The organism is Paenisporosarcina indica (assembly GCF_001939075.1).
Classification (GTDB): Bacteria; Bacillota; Bacilli; order Bacillales_A; family Planococcaceae; genus Paenisporosarcina; species Paenisporosarcina indica.
In genome coordinates, this window is record NZ_MPTA01000007.1 from 36,968 (window position 1) to 51,399 (window position 14,432).

Annotated in this window: 18 protein-coding genes, 1 tRNA gene and 1 pseudogene; 1 reads left to right on the top strand and 19 read right to left on the bottom strand. The window is 39.4% G+C overall.

Features of this window, described 5'->3' with window-relative positions; all coding sequences use genetic code 11:
• Positions 1 to 106: 106 nt before the first annotated feature.
• The 4 genes from GY23_RS14805 to pepD form a co-directional block, all read right to left on the bottom strand.
• On the bottom strand, positions 107 to 796 hold the full coding sequence (locus tag GY23_RS14805; protein WP_075619984.1) for a hypothetical protein: 690 nt from the start codon (positions 794 to 796) through the stop codon (positions 107 to 109).
• A gap of 428 nt (positions 797 to 1,224) precedes the next feature.
• Complete coding sequence (locus GY23_RS14810; RefSeq protein ID WP_075619985.1) at positions 1,225 to 1,533, bottom strand: AtuA-related protein; 309 nt, start codon at positions 1,531 to 1,533, stop codon at positions 1,225 to 1,227.
• A gap of 1 nt (position 1,534) precedes the next feature.
• Positions 1,535 to 2,884 (bottom strand): acyclic terpene utilization AtuA family protein, encoded by a 1,350-nt coding sequence (locus tag GY23_RS14815; protein WP_245827677.1) that lies wholly within the window; start codon positions 2,882 to 2,884, stop codon positions 1,535 to 1,537.
• 32 nt (positions 2,885 to 2,916) lie between these two features.
• Positions 2,917 to 4,473: a beta-Ala-His dipeptidase gene (gene pepD, locus GY23_RS14820; RefSeq protein WP_084544155.1), complete on the bottom strand. Its 1,557-nt coding sequence runs from the start codon at positions 4,471 to 4,473 to the stop codon at positions 2,917 to 2,919.
• Between the two features lie 162 nt (positions 4,474 to 4,635).
• Between pepD and GY23_RS19070 the strand changes: the two are divergent.
• Positions 4,636 to 4,803, top strand: a pseudogene (locus tag GY23_RS19070) (DUF6241 domain-containing protein); the annotation flags it as partial.
• 111 nt (positions 4,804 to 4,914) lie between these two features.
• Here GY23_RS19070 and GY23_RS18355 read toward each other — a convergent pair.
• From GY23_RS18355 to GY23_RS14890, 15 genes are all read right to left on the bottom strand, one after another.
• Positions 4,915 to 5,085: a hypothetical protein gene (locus GY23_RS18355; protein WP_161487617.1), complete on the bottom strand. Its 171-nt coding sequence runs from the start codon at positions 5,083 to 5,085 to the stop codon at positions 4,915 to 4,917.
• Positions 5,086 to 5,180: 95 nt separating this feature from the next.
• The gene (locus GY23_RS14825) at positions 5,181 to 5,465 is read right to left on the bottom strand and encodes a hypothetical protein (RefSeq protein ID WP_075619987.1); all 285 of its coding nucleotides are present in this window, start codon (positions 5,463 to 5,465) and stop codon (positions 5,181 to 5,183) included.
• A 109-nt stretch (positions 5,466 to 5,574) separates the two neighbouring features.
• Positions 5,575 to 5,874 (bottom strand): tyrosine-type recombinase/integrase, encoded by a 300-nt coding sequence (locus GY23_RS14830; protein ID WP_211270690.1) that lies wholly within the window; start codon positions 5,872 to 5,874, stop codon positions 5,575 to 5,577.
• Between the two features lie 72 nt (positions 5,875 to 5,946).
• The gene (locus GY23_RS14835; protein ID WP_075619989.1) at positions 5,947 to 6,312 is read right to left on the bottom strand and encodes a phage integrase SAM-like domain-containing protein; all 366 of its coding nucleotides are present in this window, start codon (positions 6,310 to 6,312) and stop codon (positions 5,947 to 5,949) included.
• 141 nt (positions 6,313 to 6,453) lie between these two features.
• Positions 6,454 to 6,527: transfer RNA gene (locus GY23_RS14840), tRNA-Arg, on the bottom strand.
• A 72-nt stretch (positions 6,528 to 6,599) separates the two neighbouring features.
• Complete coding sequence (locus GY23_RS14845) at positions 6,600 to 7,109, bottom strand: metallophosphoesterase (RefSeq protein ID WP_075619990.1); 510 nt, start codon at positions 7,107 to 7,109, stop codon at positions 6,600 to 6,602.
• A 12-nt stretch (positions 7,110 to 7,121) separates the two neighbouring features.
• On the bottom strand, positions 7,122 to 7,718 hold the full coding sequence (locus GY23_RS14850; RefSeq protein WP_075619991.1) for an XTP/dITP diphosphatase: 597 nt from the start codon (positions 7,716 to 7,718) through the stop codon (positions 7,122 to 7,124).
• Complete coding sequence (rph, locus tag GY23_RS14855) at positions 7,715 to 8,473, bottom strand: ribonuclease PH (protein ID WP_075619992.1); 759 nt, start codon at positions 8,471 to 8,473, stop codon at positions 7,715 to 7,717. Before rph ends, GY23_RS14850 begins: the two co-directional genes overlap by 4 nt.
• A gap of 100 nt (positions 8,474 to 8,573) precedes the next feature.
• Positions 8,574 to 9,371, bottom strand: a complete 798-nt coding sequence (gene racE, locus GY23_RS14860) for a glutamate racemase (protein WP_075619993.1) — start codon at positions 9,369 to 9,371, stop codon at positions 8,574 to 8,576.
• A 10-nt stretch (positions 9,372 to 9,381) separates the two neighbouring features.
• Positions 9,382 to 9,840, bottom strand: coding sequence for a MarR family winged helix-turn-helix transcriptional regulator (locus tag GY23_RS14865; protein WP_075619994.1), 459 nt, complete (start codon positions 9,838 to 9,840; stop codon positions 9,382 to 9,384).
• Between the two features lie 76 nt (positions 9,841 to 9,916).
• Positions 9,917 to 10,144 (bottom strand): helix-turn-helix domain-containing protein, encoded by a 228-nt coding sequence (locus GY23_RS14870; RefSeq protein WP_075619995.1) that lies wholly within the window; start codon positions 10,142 to 10,144, stop codon positions 9,917 to 9,919.
• Between the two features lie 59 nt (positions 10,145 to 10,203).
• Positions 10,204 to 10,650, bottom strand: coding sequence for an acyl-CoA thioesterase (locus GY23_RS14875; protein ID WP_075619996.1), 447 nt, complete (start codon positions 10,648 to 10,650; stop codon positions 10,204 to 10,206).
• Positions 10,651 to 11,235: 585 nt separating this feature from the next.
• The gene (gene sdhB / locus GY23_RS14880) at positions 11,236 to 12,009 is read right to left on the bottom strand and encodes a succinate dehydrogenase iron-sulfur subunit (protein ID WP_075619997.1); all 774 of its coding nucleotides are present in this window, start codon (positions 12,007 to 12,009) and stop codon (positions 11,236 to 11,238) included.
• 4 nt (positions 12,010 to 12,013) lie between these two features.
• On the bottom strand, positions 12,014 to 13,768 hold the full coding sequence (sdhA, locus tag GY23_RS14885) for a succinate dehydrogenase flavoprotein subunit (RefSeq protein WP_075619998.1): 1,755 nt from the start codon (positions 13,766 to 13,768) through the stop codon (positions 12,014 to 12,016).
• Positions 13,769 to 13,820: 52 nt separating this feature from the next.
• The gene (locus tag GY23_RS14890) at positions 13,821 to 14,432 is read right to left on the bottom strand and encodes a succinate dehydrogenase cytochrome b558 subunit (protein WP_075619999.1); all 612 of its coding nucleotides are present in this window, start codon (positions 14,430 to 14,432) and stop codon (positions 13,821 to 13,823) included.

Here is a 14,432-nt window from a genome sequence, read left to right on the forward strand (position 1 = left end):
CCAGCTAGAGCTAGTTTAATAGCGCTTGCTAGTTGCGTATCCTTCAAATGCCAAAAGGCAAAAAAACAATTTTTAAAGACAAAAAAAGGACCATAAAGTCCTTTAATTACATAGAAGAAGAGTACTCTTCTATTTTTTCAATATCTTCAGGGTTAATGTAGTAGATATCAGAGTAATCTCTAGAATTACCATCACCAGCCATCATATACATCTTATCAATCTCTGTACCTTCCGGTATCTCAAGTACAAATACTCCATCGCTTGATCCTTCAGGTGACAAGATTCCATTTTCAAATGTTTGAATCTTTTGCTCTTGCTCCATTAGCATATCGACTTCTACTTGCATACCATTAACATTTTCAACTACAAATTTTATTTTATTAAATGGTTGTAAATCAATTGTTGTTTTGTTTACGAAAGACAAATTAATTATCAGATGGTCATGATCATAATTAATCATTTCATATAATAACTTTGCCTGAGTATCTAAGTATGTATTTCTATCTTTTTTGTATATTTCCTTTAATTCCTCACTCATTGGGAATACCTTTGCTAGTTTCATATCATTGATAGTAATTGCAACACTTTCTGGAGTAAGAAAATTCATAACAGTAAAGTCAATAGGCTGACCGAGTACTATATCTCCTTCTTTATAAGTATGTTGTTTGTCTTCTTTCGCTTCTGTTCTACCTTTTTCAGTTTCCTTTGCTTCTGCTTCTTTTGAAAGGTCACTTTCATTCCCACAGCTCGCTAAAAAGGTCATTAAAACTAAAAAGATTAATAATAGTTTTTTCATTTATTCATCCCTCTCTAATAGAATTACATGTCTAATCGATAAACAAAGTTTTTCTCTTAACATGTCAACTCTATTATAAATGGAATATATATCCCAGTAAATATCCAATTAGGTATTTAGTTTTATTATTTGTGTTTTTTAGGTAAAATTATAAATCTTTTTACCCTTCTATTATCATTATTACTTTATGCCGTAATAAAAAGCTCTTTAGAAAGCCAGTGACCTTTCCTAGATATATATATCTAATTTACTCCATTACATATTTAGAATTCCATTCCTCATACGTTCTTGAATCTATAAGACCGTTTGCTAACTGACGATTTTCACCATTAACTGTTTCATTCTTTTCATGCAGTGTGTGTTGTACTGTGCAGCAATCAATGTACGCATACTATGAAGAAGCATCTTAATATTCAGACACTTTTTTTCTAATCAAGTTCAATTTCAATGTCTAGAAGGTACGAACTAAGGCTTTTTCCATGCTTGTCTAATGCAAGGGACCTGGTCACGCCACCGCCAAGAGCGTCGTGCATTACAAAATTCATGGCACCCAGCTGAGGCAGTTCATATCTTATTACCTCTCCCTTTACGATGTTCTTAAACCATTCTGCAACCACATTTGCCGTGATCTTTTCGCATACCTTTTCATAATCCTTCTTGTCATATACAATCAGGGATATGTTTGAAATATTTCCCTTGTCTCCGGTACGAGAATGAGCTATTTCCCAAAGCTTCATGTTAAAGCACCTCTTTGCAGATGATTTCTGCTTTTATGCCATCCCTTGGAACGAGTATGGAGGCTACAGACATTATTTCCTTCACATATTTTGCAGCACCGCCTCCACTGCAGGGGCCGTTCGTATACAGTGTCTCCACTTCATTCCCAACCATGACGGCACTTTCCCTGTCCTTGGTTCTTGCTGCGAATCTCAGTCGCACCTCTTCCGGGTAGCAAATGATTTCTCTTGAATCGTTCCTGTATATGGAGTTTATTCCAATGAAGTCTATTCTGGTTTCATCCATTTCAACCTCCTGCATCTCCAGCCTTTTCCTGACAATTTCAGCGGCAAGCTTAGCCCTTTCCAGGCAGCCTGGTCCTCCATAGCTCATTTCACCCTCTCCAATGAAGCCATCCTTGTATCCTATGCTTGCCTTAAGAGTATCCGTTTTTTCACGTCCTGTTGCACCACTTACGGCAACCTTATCCTTGCCGACCTGTTCCATTGTGACTTTTGAGAAGTCGGCTACACAGTCCGGTGTAAAGTATTTTTCAGGATTGTGAATTTCATACAGGAGCTGTTCGGTGCAAGTGGACGTGGTTACGGTTCCGCCGGTTCCTTCAACCTTCGTAATGACAGCATCACCAGATTCATCCACTTCTGCAATAGGAAATCCGAGATTCCACAGATCTTTAACATCCTTCTTCCCTGGTTCCGCATAATAGCCTCCAGTAACTTGGCTGGCGCATTCAAGTAGATGTCCTATCAGAATGCCCTTGCCAATCTTATCGTAGTCTTCAACGAACCATCCGAACTCGTAGACTAGGGGCGCCAGAAACAAGGCAGGGTCTGAAACTCTTCCGGTAATTATAACGTCAGCGCCTTCCTGGAGTGCTTTCACAATGCCTTCCATGCCTAAATAGGCATTGGCAGACACTATCTCTCCGTCCAGACCATTGAGCGGTTTTCCCGTTTCCCAAACAATGGTGTCCGAATACTTTTCTATATTGTCAAATATGTTATCTCCAAGAACGGCTGCTATTTTCATTCCCTTAAGGTTCTTGTCCTCGGCCATTTTTCTCACGACTTCAAGAGCACTTTCGGGATTTGCCGCACCCATATTCGTGATGACTTTGACTTTGTTCTTGTATGCCAGGGGCAGTATTTTTTCCATTCTGTATTCCAAAAGTTCGTTGTATCCTTTTTCGGGATCCTTAAGCCTCTGCTGTTGAGCAATAGCTATGGTCCTTTCAGCCAGACACTCGAAGCCTATGTAGTCGAGTTTTCCCTTTTCAAGTAATACGAGAGCAGGCTCCAGCCTGTCGCCAGCATATCCTGCTCCGCTACCTATTCTAATCTTCTTCATCATAGTAGGTCTCCTTATAGTTCTGGTTTTCACCTTTACTGTATCTCCTTTAGAATTCCGATAATCAATTCATAAGTTCGTCCCAGTGATGTAATCTCCATCCGTTCTCTCGGCGTATGAACATCATAGTTACGCACACCCACGTTGATAGCCTGAAGCATTCTTCCTTGCTCTCGCATTTTCCCTATAATCAGGCCGGTTTCCACTCCTGCATGGATGATGTTAGTCTCAGGACGAGTGCCGCGTAGCCTTTCCCATATATCCTGTACTTGTCTGGCTAAGCTTGAGTTCGGATCGTACTCCCACACTGGAATCCGCCCTTCGCAGCGATATTCCACTCCACAAAGTTCCGCCAATTGTTCCATACGGCGCAGAATCTGGTCATGTTCATATTCACTGTTGCTTCGGGTCATAGATTGCATCTCAACCCCCTGTTCTGTCTCATATACCACACCCAGATTTGCAGAGGATTTTGTGAATGTCCGTGAAACATCCAGATAGTTTTGGAGCCCATTTGGAACCAAGTTCAGAAGTGTCACTACTGTTTTTGTCACAACCTTCGAATAGGCGTATTCTGGCATCTCACAGAAAACACACTCCACATTCATTATCGGGTCTGTTTCACAGTATTCGAGTTTCAGCTGCTTCACCAAGTCTTCTGTCACTTGTTTTAACTGTTCTGCTACCTCAGTCTCACAGCAGATTGTCGCCTGCGCTGCAGCTGGGATCACATTATTTTTCGTTCCTCCTGAAATCTCAGCAAGCTCAATAGGTGCTATGTTTTCTAGTTTGCTGAGAATCTCACCGAGAATCCGGTTTGCATTTGCACGCCCCTTGATTATCTCAATTCCGCTATGGCCGCTTGTCAGGGAGTCAATCCGAATGCACAGTGCTTTTTTTGATTTCGGATGACCAATTGCTTTTTTTGCCGTCTTCACCGTAAAGTAATTATTACTGCTCCCAGCGCTGGAGACTAGAACATCGGAATCCTGAGAGTAGTCCAAACTAATCCAATAATCGCCGTCCAGCATTGTTACGTCCATCGCCATGACTCCCTGCATTCCGACCTCCTCTCCGGTTGTAAATACAACTTCCAGAGCTGGGTGTACAATTTCGTCATTATCCAGTATTGCAAGACAGATCGCAATCGCATTGCCATCGTCCGCACCCAGAGAGGTTCCGTTTGCACGCAGGAACTCTCCGTCAATCACTAGTTCAATCGGGTCTTTTTCAAAGTCATGCTCAACTCCCAGGTTCTTTACACAAACCATGTCCATATGTCCTTGCAGGATGACCTTTGGACGGTCTTCATAGCCCGGAGACGCCGGTTTGTCAATCACCACATTGAGTGCTGCGTCGCGCTTTACCTTTAGCCTTCGCTCCTTCGCAAACGCAACCAGATAGTCACTGATAGCCTGCTCATTCCCGCTACAACGCGGAATCCGGGAAATCTCTTCAAAAAAGTAGAATACATTTTCGGGATGCAAACCGCTTAATACTCTTTCCATTTCAATACCTCCACACATTTGAATAGTGTTGTTGATTAGGTGAAATTGTTTCTTTTGAAAAAACCATATCGCTGGTCGAATCATTCTTCTATTGTGAAAAGAAAAGTGGTAAGTAAATAGTAAATAATTCCACTTTTATATTTTATCAGAATAATGTAAAAATTAGTAGGTTCTCGTACAAATAAGTCAAAAATCCATTAATACTAGTTAAACATTTCTGACTGTATAGTTTAAGAACGTGTAGAAAGATTGCTTGAAGTAGTTGAAGTTCATCAACATGACGATAATTTTGAGCATGAATCAGTTTATTTTGAAATTTTAAATCGTTGGGTTAAGGATGATTTTTCACATTCGGCCCGAGATCACAACAGGAATTATGAGTCCAGCGGAGGAAATGAAGTATATCAAAGATAATTTTGATATAAAAAAATGATTATATAAATTAAAAGAGCGCAGTTAACCTTAACTGAACTCTTTTTTAATTTGATTTTTATTCGTTTGTTTAACTAAAGCAAAGGTTATTCATTACCTGTTTTTCTTAAACTCCACTAACCGTTTATAAAGATTGTTCAATTTTTTATCCACCAAATCATTTTCCTTTTTTTCTTGTTTCTTTATTTTTTCTAATGCTTTTAATCGTGAATCCTTCTTTTTACCAAATATTTTCTTCACTCCTTCTATCATTAAGTTATTCATTCAACTCCTATAACTTTTCCTTGAATCCACAAATTCTTGTTATTGCCTTTTCGAGAAAATTAACACCATGATAGTAAACGATAAATTTCGTATGCTTATCCGATTTGTTGAAACTTTTTTCTTCTCTGGATGCACAAGATTATTCTGTAATCTACGAACTTAAATACGCTATCATTTTTATATTTTTCAACTAATTCACCATAATAATCATTCGTGATCTCCTTTGGTATTTTTAATTGATAACAAAGAAGTCTAAGGATATCCGTTGCTCGCAACTTTTTATATGCCTCTTTGTCTATCATCTGTTCTTGATTAACAAGATATGTCCATGCTAATTGTTCTAAAGCTATCTGAGTTGAAATAATTTTATTTTCCAGCATAAGGCTACCTTTTATTTCAAGATACTAATTCAATACAATATTTAACAAATCTCGCCAAAGTTCATTTTCTAATTTAGAAATCACGTTGGAAAAAGAATTTTTAAAATTATCAATTGCCCCATATGGTTGCACCTTTCACAGTTATAAATAAAAATTCATTGTCTTGTTTGTAATGCGAACGGATTTTTTCGTTTTGTTCAATTAATACTTTGTACAATCCAACGAGTTGGTCATCTAAAGGTAATTTGAGATAATTGTGATTTTTCATGATTGAACCTTCATGATTTAAGATTTTATTTTCAAAATCAAAATTGCTTTCTTTAATGTGTCCCAATGTATTGATACGAACTCCAGTTTTAAATAGAGTTAATATTGCTATGGCATCTCGTAAGCCCATAAAAGTCGACATATCCAATAATAAGAGCAAAATATTTAGATCGTTTTGTTTCGTTCCCTTTTTCACCTTCTTAAAGAGTTTAATTTAGACAGTTAACCAAAATTTTGATTGATAAGATAACCAACCATTGTTGTAACACTTGCTTAAAACGGCTTTCAAGCACTTTAAACGAGTACTTTTAGTCGATTGCGATACATTCATGCTTTCAAGCCATTTATAAATCGTATTCACATTAATATCTTCCAAATATTGAATTTGAACTTCTTCTGCGAATTGGTTAAAAATTAAATTGTAATCATTTAAAGTTCCCTCACGAAAACCATTCAATTTCATTTGTTGATGTATTAAGGACAATGCTTTTTCCACAGTCATTCCTTTTGGGGCTGCCTTTTTCGTTTTCAATATCTCAGTTTTAATTGAAACATCAAATATTCCTACTTTTTTAGTCACAAAAAAACCTCCTAAATATAATTTAGGAAGTTGATTTTGGTGGACGATTTTTTAGGTGAATTTCGTAAAGTTAGAATACCTTTAGAATTACCTAGTATCGTCAATCCATTGAATTTATTGAGTTGCTCAAAGTCTTAATTACGTCCCAGGAGGGATTCGAACCCCCGACCGACGCCTTAGAAGGGCGTTGCTCTATCCAGCTGAGCTACTGAGACTTGTGTATATCAATTCGTTTCAGAACTGAAGGACAAGATTTATTATAGAAATAATTGGAGTAAAAGTCAACACTATTTTTTAATAAAAGAAAATATGCACTTTTCTAGTTCCTCATGCTGCTCAGAAAAGAAAGTGACTCGCCACTCACCGATTGTTTTCTCGATGATGGCGTAGCTCTTTTCTTTGCGTCCTCTTGGGATGGACAAACTACCGGGATTGACGAATAGTGTATCGTTGACGAGTTCTGCACCCATTAAATGCGAGTGGCCGAATAATACAACATCTGCTGTAACTTCTTGAGCACGGTAACTCAGCGGCATCATTGTTGACTTCACTTGAAACAAATGGCCATGAGCCATGAAAATGCGACTTCCAGCCACTTCTGTGATGACATCATTCGGAAATGAGGAATCCCAATCACAATTGCCACTCACAACAAATGCATCCTTTAGTGATTCATGGTGTGCATCGAGCTCACTGTCCCCGCAATGAAAGATTGCATCTACTGGGCCGACGTATTGCCGAACCTGATTTATACATCTATATTCCCCATGGGTGTCACTCATCACTAATATACGCATTGGCCAACCACCTTATTTCAACATTTTTGGTAATTCTGCTTCAATCTGCTTAATTGCGTTACCTCGGTGCGAAATGGCTGCTTTTTCCGCCGGTGACAACTCGGCCATCATTTTACCCAGTTTAGTCACATAGAAAATTGGATCGTACCCGAAACCATTTGTCCCTTTTTTCTCGCGAGCAATTACGCCTTCACACATTCCGAATGCCGTTTTCGTTTCCATGTTTGGTCCTGCTAAGGCGATTGCACAACAGAAACGTGCGGTTCGTTCATTGTCTTTCACGTCTGCCAATTCAGTTAGTACCTTTTCCATGTTCGCTTCATCACTTTTTTCTTCACCTGCGTAGCGTGCTGAATAGACGCCTGGTGCCCCGTTTAAAACGTCAATTGCCAATCCGCTATCATCTGCTATCACAAATGTTTGCAATCGTTCAGCAAGCGCCTCCGCTTTTAAAATCGCATTTTCCTCAAACGTAGTCCCCGTCTCTTCAACGTCCATATCATCCGCTACATCATGAAGTGTCAAAACTTCAAAACCATATGGATTGAAAATCGCTTCAAAGTCTTTTGCTTTGCCTTTATTTTTCGTTGCAATAATTACCTGTTTCATGACAATTCACCTAATTTCATACCGATACGGTCTGCAGTTTTTCCAAGCACTTCTTTTTGAATGGCAATTAGTTGCTGTATTCCTTCATCTCCGAGGTCGAGCATTTCGTTTAATTGCTGTCTTGTAAACGTAGCTTCTTCTCCAGTCCCTTGAAGTTCTACAAACTGTCCCGATCCAGTTTGGATAATATTCATATCCACGTTTGCCGAAGAGTCCTCAATATAATTCAAGTCCAAAATAGCACCTAATTCTGCGTCGATTCCCACACTTGTCGCTGCTAAGAAATCAGTGATTGGAAAAATAGGTAGTTGCTTTTCGTCTTGTAGTTTCGCAATCGCCATTGTCATCGCTACAAATGCACCCGTTATGGAAGCGGTACGTGTACCCCCATCTGCTTGGATTACGTCACAATCGATCCAAATTGTACGTTCACCTAATGCTTCTAGATTTACGACTGCTCGTAATGCTCGTCCAATTAGACGTTGAATTTCCATTGTTCGTCCACCAATTTTCCCTTTAGACGCTTCACGCTGATTTCTTGAGCCTGTTGCTCTAGGTAGCATCGAATATTCAGCAGTAATCCAGCCTTTTCCTTGATTACGTAAAAAATGTGGAACACGGTCTTCAATTGTAGCGGTGCAAATCACTTTGGTTTGCCCGACCGTAATCAGTACTGAGCCTTCTGGGTGTACCAAGTAATCCGTTTCAATTGTCACTGGTCTTAGTTGTTTGGTGTTTCGTCCATCATTTCTCATAAATATATTGCCTCCTCGAATACGTTCGCACACTGATTTTAACATATATGGTTGATACCAATCAAAACCCGGTGATTCCTTTTCACAGGAATCCCGGGTATTATTTAAAACTTATTTGTTCAATGATCGGACTTGGAATCTCAAGCCAATTTTCAATAATCGTTCTAAACATCGGGATAGACCCAGTTGTATAGAACAAGTGTGGCATTGCATTTGCTTGATTACATTGGATATTAAAATAGGTTAGTGTCTCATAAACATCATCCGCAGTTTCTTCAGCAGAAGATAACACGGTAACATTCGGTCCAACTACTTCTTTAATATGTTCTTGTAATAATGGATAATGCGTACACCCTAAAATTAGCGTATCAAATGCTTCTTTTTGCAATGGTTCAAGCGTTTTTGCCACCATTTCTTTAGCGAAATCCCCTTCATATTCGCCACTCTCTACAAGTGGTACAAATGATGGACAAGCAAGTGATACAGTTTGACACGATGTTGATAAAGCTTTTAAAGCGCGCTCATAGGCACCACTTTTAATCGTACCAGCTGTTCCTAAAATACAGATTTCAGATCTCTTAGTTGCTTTAATAGCAGCCCGAGCTCCCGGAAAAATAACGCCAATGACCGGGAATGGGCAATTTTTTTGTAATGATTCAAGTGCGACAGCTGTTGCGGTGTTGCATGCGACTACAAGCATTTTGATAGAATGTGTTTTAAGTGATTCTGCCAATTGCCATGTGAATTTCCGCACTTCATTTGATGATCGCGGACCATAAGGACATCTTGCTGTATCTCCAATGTAGATGAATTGTTCATTGGGCAATCGTCGCATAAGTTCTTTGACAACCGTTAAGCCGCCTACACCTGAATCGATCACGCCGATTGGTGCATTCACGAGTTTCGCCTCAATTCTGTTTCATTTCTACATGAAGTTTTTTAAGTAACACGGATAATTGTTGAACTGCTGGTGCATCAAAATCCGAAAGAATATCTTGCAAATATACTTGGCGTTTTTGAATCACTTCTTCTATAATCCGTTCGCCTTCTTTTAATAAATGAATGCGCACAACTCGACGGTCCGACTCGTCACGCACTCGTAACACCAATTCATTTTTTTCCATGCGATCGACTAAATCAGTTGTTGTACTAAATGCTAAGTACATTTTAGTTGATAGGTCACCAATCGTCATGTCACCATGTTCAAATAACCACTGTAATGCTACAAATTGTGGTGGCGTAATCGTATAGTTACTTAGGATTTCGCGACCTTTTTGTTTAATGATTCCTGAAATATATCGAAGCTCTTTTTCTAAAAATGCGACTTGTACTGAATCATGTTGATGTTGCGGTGTTTGCTCTGTCATGTGCTATATACACTCCCTGAATACGGTTACTTGTCTATTCATTGTGACGTTTTTTAATGAAAATGGCAAGACCCACTCAATCTAGAGCTAGTTCTCCAAGACGTAGCAGTTCTAATATAGCTTGCGCTCGCCCTGATACACCTAATTTTTGGATAGTATTTGAGATGTGATTTCTTACAGTTTTTTCACTGATTTGCAATTGTGTAGAAATATCTTTCGTTGAATAATCACGCACTAACAATTGAAAAATTTCTCGTTCTCGTCCTGTTAATAATGAACGATGATGTGCCCGTTCTGACAACATGCGCCCCTCCTATCCACTCTTCCTAGTAACGTATGTCAGAAAGGGTGGAGCGGTGACGGCTAATTCGCTAAGAATAATGATTTTTCTTCTTCTGACCAAGGAAAACCTTTTCCTGTCTTTTTGCTTATCTGAACAATTGTGCCTCTCCCCGTGAAAAGTGTATCTCCTTTTTCGTTTGTCGCATGGTAATGAATATCGACTGAAGACGTGCCCACAGATGCTGACTTCACATGAATTCTAAGCTTTTCATCAAAGAACACTTGCTTCACATAATCACACTGAAGATCGGCCACTACAGGAATTGTGTGTCCCTCCGGATTGAGCCAATCATTCATTAAACCAATATGTTTAAAGTATTCAATTCTGGCAAACTCAAAATATGAAAAATTATAGGTATTGTTCAAGTGACCATACATATCCGTATCACTAAAACGAACTTGGACTGGAACAAAAAAACGAAATTCACTTGCCCATTGTATTGGTTCTTGTATGTAAGATGCACGCATATTTATTGACCCCTTTAATGTTGGTTTAGGAAATGAATAACCATTCATTGTTATTATTATTGTAGCAAAGTTTTAGGAAAAGTGAAAAGTTTTATGTGGAATTATTATTGAGGGTGTTAGGGACGAGAGTAACTTTTGGCTGGACATGATCAACTTTTGCTCTAACCTGATCAACTTTCACCCCAACCTAATCAACTTTCGCTCTAACTAATCAACTTTCGCCCTTACCTGATCAACTTAATCCCCCAAAACTGTAATCCATTAGAAAAACCTAGAAAAATGACGCTGAGTCCTTTATTGTGTTTGAAAACCGATAAAGATCACTGTCACATGCAGGTTCTCAGGTCGCTATGGATGCCTGATTGATACCATGACCTTAAGAGCTTTTATCATTTCACTGACATTTTTAGAATTCCAGGTGCTATGGACACTTTACTGCTACAACATGAATTCATTTAGGCCAGTTATCTATATAGGGTAGGAAAAGCTTTGAACACTGTGTTCGGATAGTATCCAATTTTCATAAATTTATAAAAAAACAGCCCCACGCATTGATTGCGTGGGACTGTTTTATATAGATTCTTCTTAGTCAACCATGTGGTCGCTTCCGAAGAAGTTTTTAAACATTTGAACTGTTGTATCACGGTTAAGTGCTGCGATAGACGTTGTCAAAGGAATTCCTTTTGGACATGCGACTACACAGTTTTGAGAGTTACCACAGTTAGCTAATCCGCCTTCACCCATGATTGCGTTTAGACGTTCGTCTCTATTCATGGCACCAGTTGGGTGAGCATTCATAAGACGTACTTGTGATAATGGTGCAGGACCGATGAAGTCTGAACCACTGTTTACATTTGGACATGCTTCCAAACATACACCACAAGTCATACATTTAGATAACTCATATGCCCATTGACGTTTACGTTCAGGCATACGTGGACCATCACCAAGATCATAAGAACCATCAATTGGAACCCAAGCTTTCACTTTTTTCAATGAATCAAACATGCGCTCGCGGTCAACGATAAGATCGCGGACAACTGGGAATGTTTTCATTGGTTCCAAACGAATTGGGTGTTCTAATTTGTCGACAAGAGCTGTACATGATTGACGTGGTCGGCCATTGATGACCATTGAACACGCTCCACATACTTCTTCCAAACAGTTCATATCCCAGTTAACAGGTGTTGTTGCTTTCCCATCAATGTTTACTGGATTACGTCGAATTTCCATTAACGCAGAAATCACGTTCATATTTGGACGATAGTCAAGTTCAAACTTTTCAAGATATGGTGTTGAATCCGTTGTATCTTGGCGAAGGATCTCAAAAACGACGGTTTTTGTTGCTGTTGCGTTCATGTTATTAATCCCCTTTCGATGAATAGTCACGTTTACGTGGTGGAATTAATGAAACATCGATTTCTTCATAATGAATGATTGGCGCACCAGTCGCTGGATCGAATTTAGCCATCGTTGTTTTCATGAATTCTTCGTCATTACGTTCCGGGAAATCTGGCTTGTAATGCGCACCACGACTCTCGTTACGTTGTAATGCACCAATTGTAATTACGCGCGCTAAGTATAACATGTTTTTCAACTGACGTGTGAAGGTCGCACCTTGGTTGGACCACTTTTGAGTGTCATTAATGTTGATATTGTTAAAACGTTCTAGAAGCTCAAGAATTTTATCATCAGTCGCCTTTAGACGGTCATTGTGACGTACAACCGTTACGTTGTCAGTCATCCATTCGCCAAGCTCTTTATGCAAGATGTAGGCGTTTTCAGTCCCGTTAAGTGACATGATTTCGTCCCATTTTTGTTGTTCAACAGCAATGTGCTCATCGAAAATTGTAGATGGCATATCTTCTGCATGTGTTTTAAGTCCAGCCATATATTTAACGGCATTTGGACCTGCAACCATCCCACCATAGATAGCAGAAAGTAAAGAGTTCGCTCCAAGACGGTTTGCACCATGTTGAGAGTAATCACATTCACCAGCTGCGAATAAACCAGGGATTGTTGTCATTTGATCGTAGTCGACCCATAGTCCACCCATTGAATAGTGCACCGCTGGGAAGATTTTCATTGGAAGTTTACGTGGATCTTCACCAGTGAATTTCTCGTATATTTCAATGATTCCACCAAGTTTAACATCCAATTCTTTCGGGTCTTTGTGAGAAAGATCCAAGAACACCATGTTTTCACCGTTAACACCAAGTTTTTGGTTAACACATACGTCAAAGATTTCGCGAGTAGCGATATCACGTGGTACCAAGTTACCGTAAGCTGGATATTTTTCTTCCAGGAAGTACCAAGGTTTACCGTCTTTGTATGTCCAAATACGTCCACCTTCACCACGAGCTGATTCTGACATCAGACGAAGTTTGTCATCTCCAGGGATTGCAGTTGGGTGAATTTGAATGAATTCGCCGTTTGCATAAGCTGCACCTTGTTGATAAACGATTGAAGCTGCAGATCCTGTATTAATAATTGAGTTAGTAGATTTTCCGAAGATGATCCCAGGACCACCAGTTGCCATAATGACAGCGTCACCACGGAAAGCTCGGATTTCCATTGTTTTTAGGTTTTGTGCCATGACTCCGCGACATACGCCATCGTTATCAATGATTGCACCAAGGAATTCCCAACCCTCATATTTCGTTACAAGGCCGTCAACTTCATAGCGTCTAACTTGTTCATCAAGTGCGTATAGTAATTGTTGTCCTGTCGTTGCACCAGCGAAAGCTGTACGATGGTACATTGTTCCGCCAAAACGACGGAAATCTAATAAACCTTCTGGTGTGCGGTTAAACATAACACCCATACGGTCAAATAATCGAATGATACCAGGTGCCGCTTCAGCCAATGCTTTTACAGGTGGTTGGTTCGCTAAGAAATCCCCACCGTATACAGTATCATCAAAGTGGATGTCCGGTGAATCGCCTTCACCTTTTGTATTTAATGCTCCGTTAATTCCGCCCTGTGCACATACTGAGTGTGAGCGTTTAACAGGAACTAAAGAGAATAATTCTACTTGTGTACCTTCTTCTGCTGCTTTCATTGTTGCCATTAAACCAGCTAGTCCACCGCCGACAACAATCAATTTGCTTTTTGCCATGATTCTTCTCACTCCTCTTTTAAATTGTAATCAAGTGCCATCGATTTACTTTTTACACGAATGCAAGAAGTGCTCGAACACCGATTACAGACAATACCAAGAAGATCCCAATCGTCACGTATGTTGAAATACGTTGTGACTTAGGTGATTGAGTGATACCCCAGCTTACTAAGAATGACCAAACACCGTTTGCTAAGTGGAATGTTGCAGAGATAACACCAACCACGTAGAATGCAAACATTAATGGATTCGCTAATATATCAGCCATCATGTCGTAGTTAACTTCATCAGCACCAATTGCTTTTTGGAATCTTGTTTCAAAAATATGCCATGCAATAAACACGACAAGAATGACTCCTGTGATTCGTTGTAAAACAAACATCCAGTTACGGAATGTACCAAAACGTTGTGGGTTGTTTTTAGCTGTAAAAGCTATGTACAGACCATAGAACGCATGGAACATCAGAGGTAGATAAATGACAAACCATTCCAAAAATAAGACGAATGGTAAACTTTCCATAAAGTGAACAGCTGTGTTAAATGATTCTGCTCCCTTTGTTGCGAAATGGTTAACAACCAAATGCTGCGTCACGAACAAACCGACTGGAATTATTCCAACAAGTGAATGTAATCGACGCAAATAAAATTCACGATCTCTCGACAA

What these genes read in the sequence shown, in the direction of transcription:
- GY23_RS14805 (WP_075619984.1), bottom strand. Translation starts at nt 796, where the DNA reads ATGAAAAAACTATTATTAATCTTTTTAGTTTTAATGACCTTTTTAGCG.
- GY23_RS14810 (WP_075619985.1), bottom strand. Translation starts at nt 1,533, where the DNA reads ATGAAGCTTTGGGAAATAGCTCATTCTCGTACCGGAGACAAGGGAAAT.
- GY23_RS14815 (WP_245827677.1), bottom strand. Translation starts at nt 2,884, where the DNA reads ATGATGAAGAAGATTAGAATAGGTAGCGGAGCAGGATATGCTGGCGAC.
- pepD (WP_084544155.1), bottom strand. Translation starts at nt 4,473, where the DNA reads ATGATTCGACCAGCGATATGGTTTTTTCAAAAGAAACAATTTCACCTA.
- GY23_RS18355 (WP_161487617.1), bottom strand. Translation starts at nt 5,085, where the DNA reads ATGAATAACTTAATGATAGAAGGAGTGAAGAAAATATTTGGTAAAAAG.
- GY23_RS14825 (WP_075619987.1), bottom strand. Translation starts at nt 5,465, where the DNA reads ATGCTGGAAAATAAAATTATTTCAACTCAGATAGCTTTAGAACAATTA.
- GY23_RS14830 (WP_211270690.1), bottom strand. Translation starts at nt 5,874, where the DNA reads ATGTCGACTTTTATGGGCTTACGAGATGCCATAGCAATATTAACTCTA.
- GY23_RS14845 (WP_075619990.1), bottom strand. Translation starts at nt 7,109, where the DNA reads ATGCGTATATTAGTGATGAGTGACACCCATGGGGAATATAGATGTATA.
- GY23_RS14850 (WP_075619991.1), bottom strand. Translation starts at nt 7,718, where the DNA reads ATGAAACAGGTAATTATTGCAACGAAAAATAAAGGCAAAGCAAAAGAC.
- rph (WP_075619992.1), bottom strand. Translation starts at nt 8,473, where the DNA reads ATGAGAAATGATGGACGAAACACCAAACAACTAAGACCAGTGACAATT.
- GY23_RS14865 (WP_075619994.1), bottom strand. Translation starts at nt 9,840, where the DNA reads ATGACAGAGCAAACACCGCAACATCAACATGATTCAGTACAAGTCGCA.
- GY23_RS14870 (WP_075619995.1), bottom strand. Translation starts at nt 10,144, where the DNA reads ATGTTGTCAGAACGGGCACATCATCGTTCATTATTAACAGGACGAGAA.
- GY23_RS14875 (WP_075619996.1), bottom strand. Translation starts at nt 10,650, where the DNA reads ATGCGTGCATCTTACATACAAGAACCAATACAATGGGCAAGTGAATTT.
- sdhB (WP_075619997.1), bottom strand. Translation starts at nt 12,009, where the DNA reads ATGAACGCAACAGCAACAAAAACCGTCGTTTTTGAGATCCTTCGCCAA.
- sdhA (WP_075619998.1), bottom strand. Translation starts at nt 13,768, where the DNA reads ATGGCAAAAAGCAAATTGATTGTTGTCGGCGGTGGACTAGCTGGTTTA.